The organism is Microvirga sesbaniae (genome assembly GCF_025460805.1).
GTDB classification, from domain to species: Bacteria; Pseudomonadota; Alphaproteobacteria; order Rhizobiales; family Beijerinckiaceae; genus Microvirga; species Microvirga sesbaniae.
The window spans coordinates 353,887-368,921 of sequence record NZ_JAMXFJ010000002.1 but is presented as its reverse complement, the minus strand read 5'-3'; the positions used below and the strand labels follow the sequence as shown (position 1 = coordinate 368,921).

Below are 15,035 nucleotides of genomic sequence, written 5' to 3'. Positions count from 1 at the left end.
CGTCTCCTATGGCTGAGCGGCGTCCGGCGACGCTGTGCCCAGCCGTCGGCGCAGGTCCGTCAGCACGAAGACTCGGATCGCCGAGGAGAGGTTCTGGTCGCCCCGGTCGGCATCGATGAGCCCGATCAGAGACTGGACGGACATTCTGTCCCGTTCGGCGATCTCCCTCAAGCCTTCCCAGAAGGGCTGCTCGAGGGAGATGCTGGTCCGGTGGCCGGCAATGGAGACGGATCGCTTGACGATGCGGAAGCCCATTCACGGCTGCTCAGTGTCGTCGCGCTTGTGGGCGTCGAGGCGGCTCTTCGCCAGATCCCGTTCGGCCTTCGTCAGGGTCTTCTCGGCCTTGGTGCGGCCGAACGCGATGCGGTTCTCGTCGGCGCGGGCCTCCTTCTCGGCCCGCGCCTTGTGCTTGCGCGCCCGGCGCAGATTGATGATCTCTGCCATGGCGCGAGTGTAGCCTATTCGCCCGGCTGAAGCATCGTCTCGGGGCGCACGACGGCGTGGAAATGGTCCTCCGCGACGCCGGCCTTGAGAGCCTCTTCCTTGAGGGTCGTGCCGTTCTTGTGCGCCGACTTGGCGATGGCGGCCGCCTTGTCGTAGCCGATGGACGGAGCAAGCGCCGTCACGAGCATCAGCGAGCGCTGCATGAGCTCGTTGAGGCGCTCCCGGTTCGGCTCGATCCCCACCACGCAATTGTCGGTGAAGCTGACCGCGCCGTCCGCGATGAGCCTGATCGATTGCAGCACCGCATTGACGATCACCGGCTTGAACACGTTGAGCTCGAAATGACCCTGGCTGCCGGCGAAGGTCACCGTGGTCTGGTTGCCGGCCACTTGGCAGCACAGCATGGTCATGGCCTCGGCCTGGGTCGGATTGACCTTGCCGGGCATGATCGACGAGCCGGGCTCGTTCTCCGGCAGCGAGATCTCGCCGATGCCCGACCGGGGACCGGAGCCCATCAGGCGGATGTCGTTGGCGATCTTGAACAGGCCGGCCGCGAGGCTCGCCAGGGCGCCGTGCGTGTAGACGAGGGCGTCGTTGGAGGCGAGCGCCTCGAACTTGTTGTGCGCCGAGGTGAAGGGGAGGGCGGTGAGCTCCACCACCTTGGAGGCGAAGCGGTCGGCGAATTCCGGATGGGCGTTCAGACCCGTCCCGACGGCCGTGCCGCCCTGCGCGAGGGCGTAGATGCCCGGAAGCGTCTGCTCGATGCGCGCGATGCCGAGCTGGACCTGCGCGGCATAGCCGGAAAATTCCTGGCCGAGCGTCACCGGGGTGGCGTCCTGCAGGTGGGTGCGGCCGATCTTGACGATGTCCTTGAAGGCCTCGGCCTTGTCGTTCAGGGCCTTGTGCAGGTGCTTGAGGGCGGGGATCAGGCGGTCATGGACCTCGCGGGCGACCGCGATGTGCATGGCGGTCGGGAACGAGTCGTTCGACGACTGGCCCATGTTCACGTGGTCGTTCGGGTGAACCGGCTTCTTGCTGCCGCGCTCGCCGCCGAGGCGCTCGATGGCGAGGTTCGAGAGCACCTCGTTCATGTTCATGTTGGACTGGGTGCCCGAGCCGGTCTGATAGACCACGAGCGGGAACTCGTCGTCGTACTTGCCCTGCACCACGTCGGCCGCGGCCGCCGCGATGGCATCGGCCAGGCGCGGCTCCAGCCTGCCCAGATCCTTGTTCACGAGGGCAGCGGCCTGTTTCACGATGGCCAGCGCATGGACCAGAGGCAGCGGCATCCGGTCCGTCCCGATGCGGAAATTCTGGAGCGAGCGCTGCGTCTGGGCGCCCCAGAACTTGTCGGCGGGAACGTCGATGGGGCCGAAGGTATCTGTTTCGATGCGGGTTGAGGGCGACATCCTGACCTCTTTCGATGGAGTTGCGTGTTCTTATCTCAAATGATGGCGCTCGCAACTGCGAACGCGCATGGAGGCCTTGTAAAATCGCATGAGCGACACCCTGGAAGCGCCCCTGTTCCGCCCGCCTCACCCGGCGCCCCGCACCGAGCCCCTCGGCATGGTGGCCTTCCTGAGGGCGGTGCGCGAAAACCCTCTGAACACCTGGATGGAGACCCATTTCGAGGAGCCGATCATCACCGGCGAGGGGGCGCTCGGCCGCATGACCGTGGTGAACGATCCCGCGGTGATCCGGCACATCCTCCTGGACAACGCCCCCAATTACCGCAAGGACGATCTGCAGATCCGGATCCTGGCGCCCGGCCTGGGCCGGGGGCTCGTGACCGCGGAGGGCGACGAATGGCGGCTCCAGCGCCGCACCATCGCGCCGCTCTTCACGCCGCGCCATGTGGGCAGCTTCTTTCCCGCGATGGTCGAGGCGGCCGACCGCCTCGTGCGCCGCTGGCAGCGGCGCCCGGAAGGGCGCGTGGTCGATGCCTCCCTCGACATGACCCGCGTGACCCTGGACGTTCTGGAGCGGACGATCTTCACGCAAGGAGTGCCGAAAGACCCCGATGCGCTCGGCCGCGCCATCACGCGTTACTTCAACAGCCTGGGCCGGGTCGATCCGCTCGACATCTTCGGGTTCCCCGATTGGGTGCCCCGGATCGGCCGCCTGCGGGCGCGGCCGTCGATCCGGTTCTTCGAGGAGACGGTCAACGCGCTGATCGATGCGCGGAAGGCGCTGCTGGCCCGCGGCGAGCCGGCGCCCCGCGACCTGCTGACCCTGCTCCTCGAGGCGGCCGACCCCGAGACCGGGAAGGGGCTGAGCCACATCGAGGTGCGCACCAACATCGTCACCTTCATCGGCGCCGGACACGAGACGACGGCCAACGCCCTGACCTGGTCGCTCTATCTCCTGTCCCAGGACGAGCGGGCGCGGACCCGCCTTGAGCGGGAGGTCGACGCGGTGCTGGGAGAGGGGCCCCTGGAGCCCCGTCATCTGGACGAACTCGTCTACACCCGGGCCGTGATCGACGAGGCGGTGCGTCTCTATCCGCCGGCTCCCTACATGAGCCGCACGGCGATCGATGCTGATCGGATCGGAGACCTGGAGATCCCGGCGGGCTCGATGGTGGCGATCGCCCCTTACGTGCTGCATCGCCACCGCCGGCTCTGGGACGAGCCGGATGCCTTCCAGCCCGAACGCTTCCTCCCGGAGAACCGCAGCCGGATCGACCGCTTCGCCTATTTGCCGTTCGGGGCCGGGCCGCGGGTCTGCATCGGGGCGAGCTTTTCCCTGCAGGAGGCCGTGATCGTCCTGGCGACCATCGCCCGCTCGGTGCGGCTCGATCTGGCGGAAGGGCACGAGGTCGCGCCCGTGCAGCGGATCACCCTGAGGCCGCGGGGCGGCCTGCCGATGCGCCTTACGCGGCGCGCGCCGCGGGAGGCGCCGGCAACGGCCTGACAACGGGGACGGGAGGGAGACTCAGTTCTTCTTGCGGAAAGCGTCGAGGCTGACGACCTCGGCGCTGCCCGGCGCCCCGGATTCGGGCGACTCGGTCTTGTCATCCGTCTCGGCTTTCGCCGCGGGCGCTCCTTCGGGAGCAGGCGTGGTGTCCGCCGCGGGCAGGGGCCTGCGGGGCTGCTTCAGCTCGACCGGCTCGGACGCGCTGCCTCGGATAGGCTGCGGTGCGGCGGTAGCCTCCTCCGCGTCGTCCTCCTCGTCCTCCTCCTGGCTGTCGAACTTGAGGCCGAACTGGACGGACGGGTCGAAGAAGCCCGTGAGGGCATCGAAGGGGATGAGCAGCCGCTCCGGGATGCCCGAGAAGGACAGCCCGACCTCGAAGGTGTGTTCGGTGACGTTCAGGTCCCAGAACTGGTGCTGGAGGACGATGGTCATCTCCTGAGGGTATTTCTCGCGCAGGCGGTTCGAAAGGCGAACCCCGGGGAAATCCGTCTGGAAGGAGATGTAGAAATGATGTTCGCCCGGCAGGCCGTCCTTGGCATCGATCAGAACCTTGCGCACGACGCCCTTCAACGCGTCCTGCACCAGAAGATCGTAGCGGATCAGGTCTTTACCACCGGCCATAAGCGAGCCCTTGCAGAAACAAAAGTGGAGGCTTCTGTTGCCAGGTGCCTCCGGACCCCGCCTTACGGTGCTACCCGCAAGGGCTTTGATTCGGCTTTAGGGACCGCTTACGCAGCCACTGCAACCGGAGCATAGTTGTCGTTGGCAACTATAGATTCGGCCCGATAACGGCGGAACCATGCCGAGCGAAAGTCCACCCTTTACGCCCTCGTCGATCCTATTTCGCCCCCGCCGAAACCCAGGCTGAGCCTGGGCTTTGGTGGAGGCGCCGGGTACCGCCCCCGGGTCCGATGGGTTTATTCCGATAGCCGTTTATCGCCATAGTCGGTCTCGCGACCGACACCCTCAATATAGGTGCCACGATCGGATTTTGAAAGAGAGGGAACCGCCGGGTCGTCCATGAAAATGTGACAGAGACACCGGCGCGCCCGCCTGGTCGCCTGTGGCCCTCAGGGGGTTAACCGATTCACAGGAATGGAAAAGTCCCGACTCGGCGGCGGCGCTGCGCTGCCCTATGATCAGGCGAGGAGCACCCCATGCAAGCCTATCTCGATCTCATCCGCCGCATCATGGACGAGGGCGTCCGCAAGGACGACCGGACCGGAACCGGGACGATCTCGGTCTTCGGTCACCAGATGCGCTTCGATCTCAGCCAGGGCTTTCCGCTCGTCACCACCAAGAAGCTCCATCTGCGCTCCATCGTCCATGAGCTGCTGTGGTTCCTCAAGGGCGACACCAACATCGGCTACCTGAAGGAGAACGGCGTCTCGATCTGGGACGAGTGGGCCGACGAGAACGGGGATCTCGGTCCCGTCTACGGCAAGCAGTGGCGCTCGTGGGCCAAGCCCGACGGCGGCACCGTCGACCAGATCCGCTGGGTGCTCGACGAGATCCGCCGCAATCCCGACAGCCGCCGCCTGATCGTTTCCGCCTGGAACCCGGCGGATCTGGACAAGATGGCGCTCGCGCCCTGCCATTGCCTGTTCCAGTTCTACGTCGCGGAGGGGCGGCTCTCCTGCCAGCTCTACCAGCGCTCGGCGGACGTGTTCCTGGGCGTTCCGTTCAATATCGCGTCCTACGCCCTGCTCACGCACATGATGGCCCAGGCCACGGGCCTGCAGCCCGGCGACTTTGTCCATTCCTTCGGGGACGCGCATCTCTATCTCAACCATCTGGAGCAGGCGCGCCTCCAGCTCTCCCGGGAGCCGAGGCACCTGCCGAAGCTGCGCCTCAACCCGTCCGTCCGCTCGCTCTTCGATTTCACCTATGACGACATCGCCATCGAGGATTACGACCCGCATCCGGCCATCAAGGCGCCCGTCGCGGTCTGACGCGGCATGAGCCGGCGCGAGGCCATCGAGGGCGCGGTCCGCATCCTGGCCCCGCGCATTCCGCGGCACGAGTTCGAGGCCGTCACCGACCATGCCCTGGGCAGCCGCGGCCTGCATGGCGCTTCGCCCGAGACGGCCGCATGGCTGTCTCTCACGTCCTATATCCGCCACAGGCTCACGGATTACGACGATCTGCTCAACGACGGCTACGACCAGGAGAGCGCCCGTTTCTTCGTCCTCGACGACATGAACGCCGTTCTGGCGGAATGGGGCTCGCCCCGCCGCGTTCAGGCGGACGACGAAGCCGAATAAGCTCGACAGCAAGGATCACTTGCGACACAACAGCCGCATGAGTCTCGTCATCCGCAAGGCCGAAGAGCGCGATGCTCCGGCGATCTTCAACTTCATCCGCGACCTCGCCGAATACGAGCGGCTGGCCCACGAGGTCGACGCGACGCAGGCGGACATCGCGAAGGCGCTTTTCGGCCCCGCCCCGCGGGTCTTCGCGGATATCGCGGAATGGGACGGGGAGGCGGCCGGCTTCGCCCTCTGGTTCTACAACTTCTCGACCTTCCGCGGCCGGCACGGGATCTATCTGGAGGATCTCTTCGTCCGGCCGGCCTTCCGGTCCCGCGGAATCGGAAAGGCGCTGCTGAGGCATCTTGCCCGCCGCTGCATCGACGAGGACTTGGCGCGCCTCGAATGGTGGGTCCTCGACTGGAACGAGCCGGCCCTGCAGGTCTATCGCTCCATCGGGGCCGTTCCCATGGATGAATGGACCGTGCAGCGGGTCACGGGCGAGGCCTTGCGACACTTGGCGGAGGAGCCATGACCCTTCCCCTTATCCTCGTCGTCGCGGTCGCCGAAAACGGCGTGATCGGGCGGGACAATCATCTCCTGTGGCGCATCAAGACCGATCTCGGGCGCTTCCGCAGGCTCACCATGGGCAAGCCGATGATCATGGGGCGCAAGACCTTCCAGTCCATCGGCAAACCCCTGCCGGGGCGCGAGACGATCGTGCTGACCCGCGATGCCGGCTTTTCCGCCGCGGGCGTGCACGTGGTCCACACCTGGGAGGAGGCGGTCGCCAAAGGCGCCGAGATTGCTGCCAGGATGGAGGCCGAGGCCATCGCCGTGGTCGGGGGCGCTGAAATCTATGCGCTCGCCCTGCCGCACGTGCAGAGCATATTCCTGACGAAGGTTCACGCCGCCCCGGAGGGCGACGCCGTCTTCCCCGAGTTCGATCGATCACGGTTTCGCGAGACGAGGCGGGAGGATCACCCGAAGGCACCCGACGACGAGCATCCGTTTACCTTTATTGATCTCGAAAGGCGTCCCTGACCTTGTCCAAGGTTGACGAAGCTCCCTTTAATCCCCAATTCGCAGGCTTGACAGGCGGAAGAGGCAACACCCACAACCGTCTCGGGATCTCAACGGCTGTGTCGGCCGGCCAATCATAAGTGAGGAAAGGCGTCCTATGCCTTGGAGCAACCAAAGCGGCGGCGGCGGCCCCTGGGGTCAGCGCGGCGGATCGGGAGGCGGCAAGAGCCCTTGGGGCTCCGGGCCGCAGGGCAATGGAACGCCCCCGGACCTGGAAGATATTCTGCGCCGCAGCCAGGATCGCCTGAAAGACTTCATCCCCGGAGGCTCCATGGGGGGCAGGGGCCTGATCATTCTCGTTCTCGGCGTGATCGCCGTCTGGCTGCTCACCGGCTTCTATACGGTGCGGCCCAACGAGGTCGGCATCAACATGATCTTCGGGAAGTACACCCGGACCTCCGGTGAAGGTCTGCGCTACAACTTTCCCTATCCGATCGGCCGGGTGATCAAGCCCAACGTGACCGCCCAGCAGAGGGTCGAGGTGGGTTACCGCTCCACGCCGACGGGGCAGGGGCGCGCCCGCGACGTGATCGAGGAAAGCCTGATGCTGACCGCCGACGAGAACATCGTCGACATCGATTTCGATGCGGTCTGGCAGATCAACCCCGCCCGTCCGCAGGATTACGTCTTCAACCTTCAGAATCCCGACGGCACCATCAAGTCCGTGGCCGAGAGCGCCATGCGCGAGGTCATCGGCCGCCGGAACATCCAGGCGATCCTGACCACGGAGCAGGCCAGCGTCGCTCAGGAAGTCCGCCAGATCATGCAGGAGGCGCTCGATGCCTATGGCGCAGGCGTCCTGATCAACGTGGTCCAGCTTCAGGCCGTCCAGCCTCCGTCCGAGGTGCGACAGGCCTTCTTCGACGTGAACGCCGCCCAGCAGGACGCTGTGCGCGTCCAGAACGAGGCGGGAGCCTTCGCGAGCCGGGTCGTTCCCGAGGCCCGAGGCGAGGCGTCGCGCACGGTGCAGCAGGCCGAAGCCTATCGCGAGCAGTCCGTGGCCGACGCGACCGGTCAGGCGGCGCGATTCCGCCAGGTCTACGAGGAATACCGCAAGGCTCCCGACATCAGCCGCGAGCGCATCTTCCTCGAAACCATGGAGCGGGTCTTCGGCGGGCTCGAGAAGATCATCGTCGACCAGAACGGCCAGGGCGTCGTGCCCTTCCTGCCTCTCAATCAGCAGATCCAGCGCCCGCAGCCGCAGGGCAATGCCGCCAACCCGCAGGGAGCCACGCGATGAACGCTTCGACTCTTCGCACGGTCGCCCTGATCGGCCTGGTCCTCGCGGCCATCGTCCTCTACAGCGCGACCTTCATCGTGCAGCAGACCCAGTATGCGCTCGTGCTGCGTTTCGGCGCGGTGCAATCGGCCATCTCGGAGCCTGGCCTGAAGTTCAAGCTGCCGCTGGTCGACACGGTGACCTATTTCGAGAAGCGCGTGCTCGATCTCGACCTGCCGGTCCAGACCATTCTGTCGGCCGACCGGCAGAACCTTGAGGTCGACGCCTTCACCCGATACCGGATCGTCGATCCGCTGCGGTTCTACCAGGCCGTCGGCAACATCGCGCTGGCCAACCAGCGCCTGCAGAGCTTCACCAACTCGGTCATGCGTAACACGTTGGCGAGCGCGTCCCGCGACGCCATCGTGCGCACCGAGCGTGCGGATCTGATGAACCGCATTCAGGCGGACGTGAACCGTCAGGCGGCGAGCCTCGGCATCGAGATGATCGACGTGCGCCTCACCCGGGTCGATCTGCCGGCAGCGAACAGCCAGGCGGTCTACCAGCGCATGCGCACCGAGCGTGAGCGCGAGGCGGCCGACCTTCGCGCCAATGGCCAGCAGCAGGCGCAGACCATTCGGGCCAAGGCCGAACGCGAGGCGACGATCATCCGGGCCGAGGCCAATCAGCGGGCCGAGGAGCTGCGCGGCCAGGGCGATGCGGACCGCAACCGTATCCTGGCGGAGGCTTTCGGGCAGGATCCGGAGTTCTTCTCCTTCTATCGTTCGATGCAAGCCTATGAAGCGGGTCTGAAGTCGGGCGATACCCGGCTCGTGTTGAGCCCGGATTCCGATTTCTTCCGCTATTTCAACGACCCGGCCGGTCGACGGAACGGCGGAGGCGCCACGCAGCCCGCCCCCGCGCCGGCCCAGCCGGCTCCAGCCCAATGATCCCTGATGATGGACTTGATTGCAGCCCTCGGCCTCGCTCTTGCGGTCGAGGGCATCTTGTTTGCGGCCTTTCCTGACGGCATGCGCCGGGCCATGTACGAGGCGGCCCACAGCCCGAGCGATCAGATGCGGATCGTCGGGATCATATCGGCCGTCATCGGGCTCGGGGTGATCTGGCTGGTGCGGCAATTCAGCTGAGAGCCCGGGCCGTGGCGTCCCGGGTCGGCGAAACGGGGCGGCTCGCTCCCGACGGAGGATCCGATCGGTTCCGAAAGTGGAATCCCTTGTCGGATCCGTGGCTTGAGGCCAAGCTTCCGCCGCAATATCCGCTTGAATGGCGGGGCCAAATACCAATCTATATGGCTATTCTCCGAGAGAGGGTTTTCGATGAACACAGCCACGAATGCGCTGGCGCCTTCCACGACGGCGCTGCCCCAGCGTCCCCTGCGCCGGTTGGCCGCGTCCTGCTTCGCGGTCTTCACGGTTGTCGCGACGGCCGCCATGCCGCTGCCCGCCTATGCGCGCGCGACGCCCGAATCCTTCGCCGATCTCGCCGATGAGGTGACCCCGGCCGTGGTCAACATCTCGGCCTCGACCACCGTGGAGGCCCGCAACCGGACCCTTCCTCAACTGCCGCCCGGAACCCCGTTCGAGGACCTCTTCGAGGAGTTCTTCAACCGCCGTGGGCAGGGGGGCAACGGAGACAGCACTCCCTCACGACCGCGCAGCTCGAACTCCCTCGGCTCCGGCTTCGTGATCGATCCGTCCGGCATCGTGGTGACGAACAACCACGTGATCGGCGATGCCAACGACATCAGCGTGATCTTCCCTGACGGCACGCGCCTGAAGGCCGAGATCGTCGGCAAGGATTCCAAGGTGGACCTCGCCGTTCTGAAGGTGAAGTCCGACAAGCCCCTGAAGGCCGTCAAGTTCGGCGACTCGGAATCCATCCGCCCCGGCGACTGGGTGATGGCCATCGGCAATCCCTTCGGGCTCGGCGGTTCGGTGACGGCCGGCATCGTGTCGGCCCGCGGCCGCAACATCGAGTCCGGCCCCTACGACAACTACATCCAGACCGATGCCTCCATCAACAAGGGCAATTCCGGCGGCCCGCTCTTCAACATGAACGGCGAGGTCATCGGCATCAACACGGCCATCCTCTCGCCGACCGGCGGCTCGGTCGGCATCGGCTTCGCCGTGCCCGCCTCGACGGCCGTTCCGGTCATCGATCAGCTGCGCCAGTTCGGCGAGACCCGCCGCGGTTGGCTCGGCGTGCGCATCCAGAACGTGGATGATGCAACCGCCGAGGCGTTGAACCTCGGCACGGCCCGCGGCGCCCTGATCGCCGGCATCGACGACAAGGGTCCCGCCAAGCCGGCGGGCCTCGAGGTCGGAGACGTGATCGTCCGCTTCGACGGCAAGGAGGTCAAGGATTCCCGCGACCTGCCGCGGATCGTGGCTTCGACCCCGGTCGGCAAGGCCGTCGACGTGGCCATCGTCCGCAAGGGCCAGGAGATGACCAGGCAGGTGACCCTGGGCCGGCTCGAGGATACCGAGAAGCAGGCCAGCCTGCAGCAGCCTTCGACCGAGCCGCCGACCGCGACCCGTCAGGCCCTCGGCCTCAACATGTCCGGCATGACGGACGAGCTTCGCCGTCGGTTCAGCCTGAAGGACGACCTCAAAGGCGTGGTCATCACCCGGGTCGACCCGAACTCGAATGCGTCGGACAAGCGGATCCAGGCCGGCGAGGTTATCGTCGAGGTCAACCAGGAGCCGGTCACGAGCCCGGCCGACGTGACCAAGAAGATCGACGACCTCAAGGCCCAGGGCCGCAAGTCCGCCCTGCTCCTGGTGGCAAACGCCCAGGGCGAGGTGCGCTTCGTGGCCCTGTCGATCGAGTAATCCAGCCCATCCGATCTTTTGGAAAGGCGGCCCGTGCAGGCCGCCTTTTCTTTTGTCATGGCAGTAATGTTCTGAATAACGAACAAAACGATTGACTAAAAGGACCATTCGAAGCATCTGACGGCGCGACTTCTCCGCTTGTCCCGGCTCTTGCCGAGCCAGAGTTCCAGAGACCAAGCCTCCGATGACACAACCCGTTTTCTCCGTTCCCGCCGCCCTGAAATCGAGCGCCCATGTGGATGCGCAGGCTTATCAGGATCTGTATCGCCGCTCCCTCGACGACCCGGAGGGCTTCTGGCGCGAGCAGGCGCAGATCCTCGATTGGGGGAAGCCCTTCACGAGGGTGAAGAACACGCATTATTCTGCCGGCGACGTCACCATCGAATGGTTCGCCGACGGAACGCTGAATGCATCCTTCAACTGCCTCGACCGCCACGCCCGCGACCGCGGCGGCGATGCCGCCATCCTGTGGGAGGGCGACACTCCGGGGGACACCCGGACAGTCACCTGGAACAATCTGAAGCAGGAGGTCTCCCGCCTGGCCAACGCCCTGAAGGCGCTCGGGGTCAGGAAGGGCGATTTCGTCAGCGTCTACCTTCCGGTGGTGCCGGAGGCCATCGCCGCCATGCTGGCCTGCGCCCGGATCGGCGCGGTGCACTCGGTGGTGTTCAGCGGGTTCTCGGCGGAGGCGCTGGCCGGGCGCATCGAGGATTGCCGCTCCCGGGTTCTGATCACGGCGGACGAGGGGTTGCGGGCCGGCAAGCATGTCCCGCTCAAGCGGAACGCGGACGCGGCGCTCGCAAGCCTTGCCTTCGTGGAGCATGTGCTCGTGGTGCGCCGAACCGGGCGCGACGTTCCCATGATGGCCGGCCGTGACCGCTGGTACGACGAGGCTCTCGCCGAAGCCTCGGCGGATTGTCCCCCGGTCGAGGTCGGTGCCGAGGATCCGCTGTTCGTGCTCTATACCTCGGGATCGACCGGCAAGCCGAAGGGCATGCTCCACACCACCGGGGGCTATCTCGTCCATGCGGCCTCAAGCTTCCGGGCGATGTTCGACTACCACCCCGGCGACATCCATTTCTGCACGGCGGATGTGGGCTGGGTGACGGCCCATACCTACCTGATCTACGGGCCGCTGGCGAACGGCGCCACCATCGTGCTGTTCGAGGGCGTCCCGACCTGGCCGGACTCCTCTCGCTGGTGGCAGATCATCGAGGCCTACAGGGTCAACATCTTCTACACCGCACCGACCGCCATCCGCTCTCTCATGCGCGACGGGGAAGGCCCGGTGCGCAGGCATGACCTGTCGTCCCTGCGGGTCATGGGCTCGGTGGGCGAGCCGATCAATCCGGAAGCCTGGCTCTGGTACCACGAGGTGGTCGGAGGAGGACGCTGCCCGATCATCGACACCTATTGGCAGACGGAGACCGGTGCCGTCCTCCTGTGCCCGCTGCCGGGCGCCACGGACCTGAAGCCTGGGTCGGCGACGAAGCCATTCTTCGGCGTACGGCCCGTGCTGCTCGCCAGCGACGGGACCATCGTCGAAGGCGAAGGCGCGGGCAATCTGTGCTTCGCCGATTCCTGGCCTGGACAGGCCCGCACGATCCTGGGCGACCGCGAGCGCTTCCTGAAAACCTATTTCAGCACCTTCCCGGGATATTACTTCACCGGCGACGGCGCCCGGCGCGATGCGGATGGCGACTATTGGATCACCGGCCGCCTGGACGACGTGATCAACGTCTCGGGCCACCGGCTCGGCACCGTCGAGGTCGAGTCCGCCCTGGCGTCTCACCCGTCGGTCGCCGAGGCCGCCGTGGTGGGCATGCCGCACGAGATCAAGGGGCAGGGCATCTTCGCCTTCGTTACCCTCAAGGAGCGGGTTGCCGAGAGCGACGAGCTTCGTCGCGAGCTCGTCCAGGTCGTGCGCACCCGGATCGGCCCGATCGCCACGCCGGACAGGATCGAATGGGCGCCGCAATTGCCGAAGAACCGTTCGGGCAAGATCCTGCGCCGCATCCTCACGCGCATTGCCGCCGGCGATTACGAGAACCACGGCGATACCTCCACGGTCGCCGATCCGGCCGTGGTGGCGGAAATCGTCAGACGGGTCCGGTTGCCTAAAAGCTGAGCGGCGCCCTTCCTTGTCATAGAGGGTCCGCCTTGTCAGAATAACCTGTGTGAAGAATCGCCGGGGACGTTCCATCCCTCCGGCGATCAGGTTGCGTCTTCCCGTTCCGGTTTCAGTATCCCGCATCCGGTGTGTTGCAAAGCGAAGGGGCCATCGCCGTCGGCCACGCCGCCGTGCGCGCGACAATGAAGCCCGATTCCAGTGGGGCGTCAGGAGCAAGCCATGAGCACGATCAAGACAAGGGACGGCACCGAAATCTTCTACAAGGACTGGGGCTCCGGACAGCCCATCGTCTTCTCGCACGGGTGGCCGCTCGATGCGGATGCCTGGGACGTGCAGATGATGTTCTTCGGCGAACGCGGCTATCGTGTCGTCGCGCATGACCGGCGCGGTCATGGACGCTCGGCCCAGACCTGGACCGGCAACGACATGGACACCTACGCGGACGACCTCGCGGCCCTCATCGAAGAGCTCGACCTGCGGGACATCATTCTGATCGGGCATTCGACCGGCGGCGGCGAGGTCACCCGCTATATTGGCCGGCACGGAACCCGGCGGGTCGCCAAGATCGTGCTGGTCGGGGCCATCCCGCCCCTGATGCTGAAGACGGAGGCCAACCCGAAAGGCCTGCCGATCGAGGTTTTCGACCACATCCGCAAGAACACCTACGAGAACCGCTCGCAGTACTTCTACGATCTCAGCATGCCGTTCTACGGCTACAATCGCCAGGGTGCCAAGATCTCGGAGGGAATCCGCATGAACTTCTGGCTGCAGGGCATGCTGGCCGGAATCAAGCCTGCCTACGACTGCATCAAGCAGTTCTCGGAGACCGATCTGACGGAGGATCTGAAGAGGTTCGACGTGCCGACGCTCATCGTCCACGGGGACGACGATCAGATCGTTCCGATCGTCGCGTCGGCGATGATCTCGTCGAAGATCGTGTCCAATGCGACCTTGAAGGTCTATGCCGGCGGTGCGCACGGTCTGGCGCAGCTCGAGGCCGAAAGGTTCAACAACGACGTCCTGGCCTTCATCCAAGGCTGATCCGGACGGTCGCGGCACTAGAGCATCGGATCCGATGCTCTAAAGCATCGGACGTGAAAAGTGGACTTGCCCTTTTGGGATCCATCCGATGCTTTCTTCTTGAATGAGAGCATCGGTCAGAACGGACCCGGCGGGTCGCTGACGCGGCCCTCCGGGTCCGTCCGATGCTCTAGGCGTTCCTGTCATTCTGGCGTCGCAGCGATCTCGTCCGCCCGATATCCCTGCACATAAAGAAGCGCCGACAGATCCGCATGGTCGAGCCGGGCGTGGGCTGCCGCCGCAACGGCCGGTTTGGCATGGAAGGCGACGCCAAGACCGGCTTCTTCCAGCATGGCGAGGTCGTTGGCGCCGTCCCCCACGGCCATGGTGTCGTTCGGCGCCAGGCCGAAGCGCGTGCGCAGCTCGATGAGGGTCGCAAGCTTCGCCTCGCGCCCCAGGATCGGTTCCTCGACGGTGCCGGCGAGCGTCTCCCCGTCCAGGATCAGATGGTTGGAGCGGTGCTCATGGAAGCCGATCTTGGCCGCGATCGGGCCGGTGAAAAGGGTGAAACCGCCCGAAACCAAGCAGGCATAGGCGCCATTGGCCCGCATGGTCTGGACGAGGCTACGGCCGCCGGGCGTCAGGGTGATGCGTGTCCCGATGATCTCGTCGACCACGTTGACCGGGAGGTTCTTCAGCAGCGCCACACGCTCGCGCAGGGCCGGCTCGAAGGCGATCTCGCCGCGCATGGCCCGCTCGGTGATCTCGGAGACTTCCCTTTTCAACCCGACGTAATCGGCCAGCTCGTCGATGCATTCCTGGCCGATCATGGTGGAGTCCATGTCGGCCAGGAACAGGCGTTTGCGGCGGTTCGCCAGAGGCTGCACCACGATGTCGATAGGCTGCCCTTCGAGGGCTTGGCGCAGGGCGCCCTCGACCGCTTTGGCCTCCGCCGGAGCCGGAACGATCAGGTCGGCGGCGATTCCCCTTGCCAGGACGGAGCGTTCCGTCTCATGTCCGATCGACGCGGCACCGAGCGCCACGACCTCGTCCGTGAGCACAGGTCGAGACGGGTTGGCGATGAGGGTCGCGACAAGGGTATTCGGGGAAGACGCCATTGG

General features: G+C 65.7%; 16 protein-coding genes and 1 other RNA gene. 11 read left to right on the top strand and 6 right to left on the bottom strand.

Annotated elements, in window-relative coordinates:
- Positions 1-6: 6 nt before the first annotated feature.
- From OCW50_RS04375 to fumC, 3 genes are read right to left on the bottom strand one after another with little or no spacing between them, the layout of a single operon-like run.
- The gene (locus OCW50_RS04375) at positions 7-255 is read right to left on the bottom strand and encodes a ribbon-helix-helix domain-containing protein (RefSeq protein ID WP_262268200.1); all 249 of its coding nucleotides are present in this window, start codon (positions 253-255) and stop codon (positions 7-9) included.
- Entirely contained in the window at positions 256-444 is a 189-nt protein-coding gene (locus OCW50_RS04370; protein WP_262268201.1) for a DUF4169 family protein, read from the bottom strand.
- 14 nt (positions 445-458) lie between these two features.
- A complete protein-coding gene (gene fumC, locus OCW50_RS04365; RefSeq protein ID WP_262296572.1) occupies positions 459-1,853 on the bottom strand; it encodes a class II fumarate hydratase in 1,395 nt (464 codons plus the stop codon).
- Positions 1,854-1,941: 88 nt separating this feature from the next.
- Here fumC and OCW50_RS04360 point away from each other — a divergent pair, with 88 nt between their 5' ends.
- Complete coding sequence (locus OCW50_RS04360) at positions 1,942-3,357, top strand: cytochrome P450 (RefSeq protein WP_262268203.1); 1,416 nt, start codon at positions 1,942-1,944, stop codon at positions 3,355-3,357.
- A 21-nt stretch (positions 3,358-3,378) separates the two neighbouring features.
- On the opposite strand, the gene OCW50_RS04355 is transcribed toward OCW50_RS04360, so the two are convergent.
- Complete coding sequence (locus OCW50_RS04355) at positions 3,379-3,981, bottom strand: SspB family protein (protein WP_262296571.1); 603 nt, start codon at positions 3,979-3,981, stop codon at positions 3,379-3,381.
- Between the two features lie 23 nt (positions 3,982-4,004).
- Positions 4,005-4,361: a transfer-messenger RNA gene (gene ssrA, locus OCW50_RS04350) on the bottom strand.
- A gap of 156 nt (positions 4,362-4,517) precedes the next feature.
- On the opposite strand from ssrA, the gene OCW50_RS04345 reads away from it, so the two are divergent.
- From OCW50_RS04345 to OCW50_RS04300, 10 genes are all read left to right on the top strand, one after another.
- Positions 4,518-5,312 (top strand): thymidylate synthase, encoded by a 795-nt coding sequence (locus OCW50_RS04345; RefSeq protein ID WP_262268205.1) that lies wholly within the window; start codon positions 4,518-4,520, stop codon positions 5,310-5,312.
- 6 nt (positions 5,313-5,318) lie between these two features.
- Positions 5,319-5,624: a DUF2293 domain-containing protein gene (locus OCW50_RS04340; RefSeq protein ID WP_262268206.1), complete on the top strand. Its 306-nt coding sequence runs from the start codon at positions 5,319-5,321 to the stop codon at positions 5,622-5,624.
- 37 nt (positions 5,625-5,661) lie between these two features.
- Positions 5,662-6,144, top strand: coding sequence for a GNAT family N-acetyltransferase (locus OCW50_RS04335; protein ID WP_262296570.1), 483 nt, complete (start codon positions 5,662-5,664; stop codon positions 6,142-6,144).
- Positions 6,141-6,653 carry a dihydrofolate reductase gene (locus OCW50_RS04330; RefSeq protein WP_262296569.1) on the top strand — a complete coding sequence of 171 codons (513 nt, stop codon included), beginning with the start codon at positions 6,141-6,143 and terminating at the stop codon, positions 6,651-6,653. The genes OCW50_RS04335 and OCW50_RS04330 overlap by 4 nt, the downstream gene beginning before the upstream one ends.
- Before the next feature lie 136 nt (positions 6,654-6,789).
- On the top strand, positions 6,790-7,932 hold the full coding sequence (hflK, locus tag OCW50_RS04325; protein WP_262296568.1) for an FtsH protease activity modulator HflK: 1,143 nt from the start codon (positions 6,790-6,792) through the stop codon (positions 7,930-7,932).
- Complete coding sequence (gene hflC / locus OCW50_RS04320) at positions 7,929-8,861, top strand: protease modulator HflC (RefSeq protein ID WP_262268210.1); 933 nt, start codon at positions 7,929-7,931, stop codon at positions 8,859-8,861. Before hflK ends, hflC begins: the two co-directional genes overlap by 4 nt.
- A gap of 9 nt (positions 8,862-8,870) precedes the next feature.
- Complete coding sequence (locus OCW50_RS04315; protein WP_262296567.1) at positions 8,871-9,059, top strand: DUF2065 domain-containing protein; 189 nt, start codon at positions 8,871-8,873, stop codon at positions 9,057-9,059.
- 189 nt (positions 9,060-9,248) lie between these two features.
- Positions 9,249-10,763, top strand: coding sequence for a DegQ family serine endoprotease (locus tag OCW50_RS04310; protein ID WP_262296566.1), 1,515 nt, complete (start codon positions 9,249-9,251; stop codon positions 10,761-10,763).
- Positions 10,764-10,947: 184 nt separating this feature from the next.
- Positions 10,948-12,891: an acetate--CoA ligase gene (acs, locus tag OCW50_RS04305; protein WP_262296565.1), complete on the top strand. Its 1,944-nt coding sequence runs from the start codon at positions 10,948-10,950 to the stop codon at positions 12,889-12,891.
- A gap of 222 nt (positions 12,892-13,113) precedes the next feature.
- Positions 13,114-13,935 carry an alpha/beta fold hydrolase gene (locus tag OCW50_RS04300; protein WP_262296564.1) on the top strand — a complete coding sequence of 274 codons (822 nt, stop codon included), beginning with the start codon at positions 13,114-13,116 and terminating at the stop codon, positions 13,933-13,935.
- Between the two features lie 182 nt (positions 13,936-14,117).
- Here the strand turns inward: OCW50_RS04300 and serB are convergent, their stop codons facing one another.
- Complete coding sequence (gene serB / locus OCW50_RS04295; RefSeq protein ID WP_262296563.1) at positions 14,118-15,032, bottom strand: phosphoserine phosphatase SerB; 915 nt, start codon at positions 15,030-15,032, stop codon at positions 14,118-14,120.
- Positions 15,033-15,035: the final 3 nt, after the last annotated feature.

What these genes read in the sequence shown, in the direction of transcription:
- OCW50_RS04335 (WP_262296570.1), top strand. Translation starts at nt 5,662, where the DNA reads ATGAGTCTCGTCATCCGCAAGGCCGAAGAGCGCGATGCTCCGGCGATC.
- OCW50_RS04330 (WP_262296569.1), top strand. Translation starts at nt 6,141, where the DNA reads ATGACCCTTCCCCTTATCCTCGTCGTCGCGGTCGCCGAAAACGGCGTG.
- OCW50_RS04370 (WP_262268201.1), bottom strand. Translation starts at nt 444, where the DNA reads ATGGCAGAGATCATCAATCTGCGCCGGGCGCGCAAGCACAAGGCGCGG.
- OCW50_RS04360 (WP_262268203.1), top strand. Translation starts at nt 1,942, where the DNA reads ATGAGCGACACCCTGGAAGCGCCCCTGTTCCGCCCGCCTCACCCGGCG.
- OCW50_RS04345 (WP_262268205.1), top strand. Translation starts at nt 4,518, where the DNA reads ATGCAAGCCTATCTCGATCTCATCCGCCGCATCATGGACGAGGGCGTC.
- OCW50_RS04300 (WP_262296564.1), top strand. Translation starts at nt 13,114, where the DNA reads ATGAGCACGATCAAGACAAGGGACGGCACCGAAATCTTCTACAAGGAC.
- OCW50_RS04375 (WP_262268200.1), bottom strand. Translation starts at nt 255, where the DNA reads ATGGGCTTCCGCATCGTCAAGCGATCCGTCTCCATTGCCGGCCACCGG.
- hflK (WP_262296568.1), top strand. Translation starts at nt 6,790, where the DNA reads ATGCCTTGGAGCAACCAAAGCGGCGGCGGCGGCCCCTGGGGTCAGCGC.
- OCW50_RS04315 (WP_262296567.1), top strand. Translation starts at nt 8,871, where the DNA reads ATGGACTTGATTGCAGCCCTCGGCCTCGCTCTTGCGGTCGAGGGCATC.
- OCW50_RS04355 (WP_262296571.1), bottom strand. Translation starts at nt 3,981, where the DNA reads ATGGCCGGTGGTAAAGACCTGATCCGCTACGATCTTCTGGTGCAGGAC.
- fumC (WP_262296572.1), bottom strand. Translation starts at nt 1,853, where the DNA reads ATGTCGCCCTCAACCCGCATCGAAACAGATACCTTCGGCCCCATCGAC.
- hflC (WP_262268210.1), top strand. Translation starts at nt 7,929, where the DNA reads ATGAACGCTTCGACTCTTCGCACGGTCGCCCTGATCGGCCTGGTCCTC.
- acs (WP_262296565.1), top strand. Translation starts at nt 10,948, where the DNA reads ATGACACAACCCGTTTTCTCCGTTCCCGCCGCCCTGAAATCGAGCGCC.
- serB (WP_262296563.1), bottom strand. Translation starts at nt 15,032, where the DNA reads ATGGCGTCTTCCCCGAATACCCTTGTCGCGACCCTCATCGCCAACCCG.
- OCW50_RS04340 (WP_262268206.1), top strand. Translation starts at nt 5,319, where the DNA reads ATGAGCCGGCGCGAGGCCATCGAGGGCGCGGTCCGCATCCTGGCCCCG.
- OCW50_RS04310 (WP_262296566.1), top strand. Translation starts at nt 9,249, where the DNA reads ATGAACACAGCCACGAATGCGCTGGCGCCTTCCACGACGGCGCTGCCC.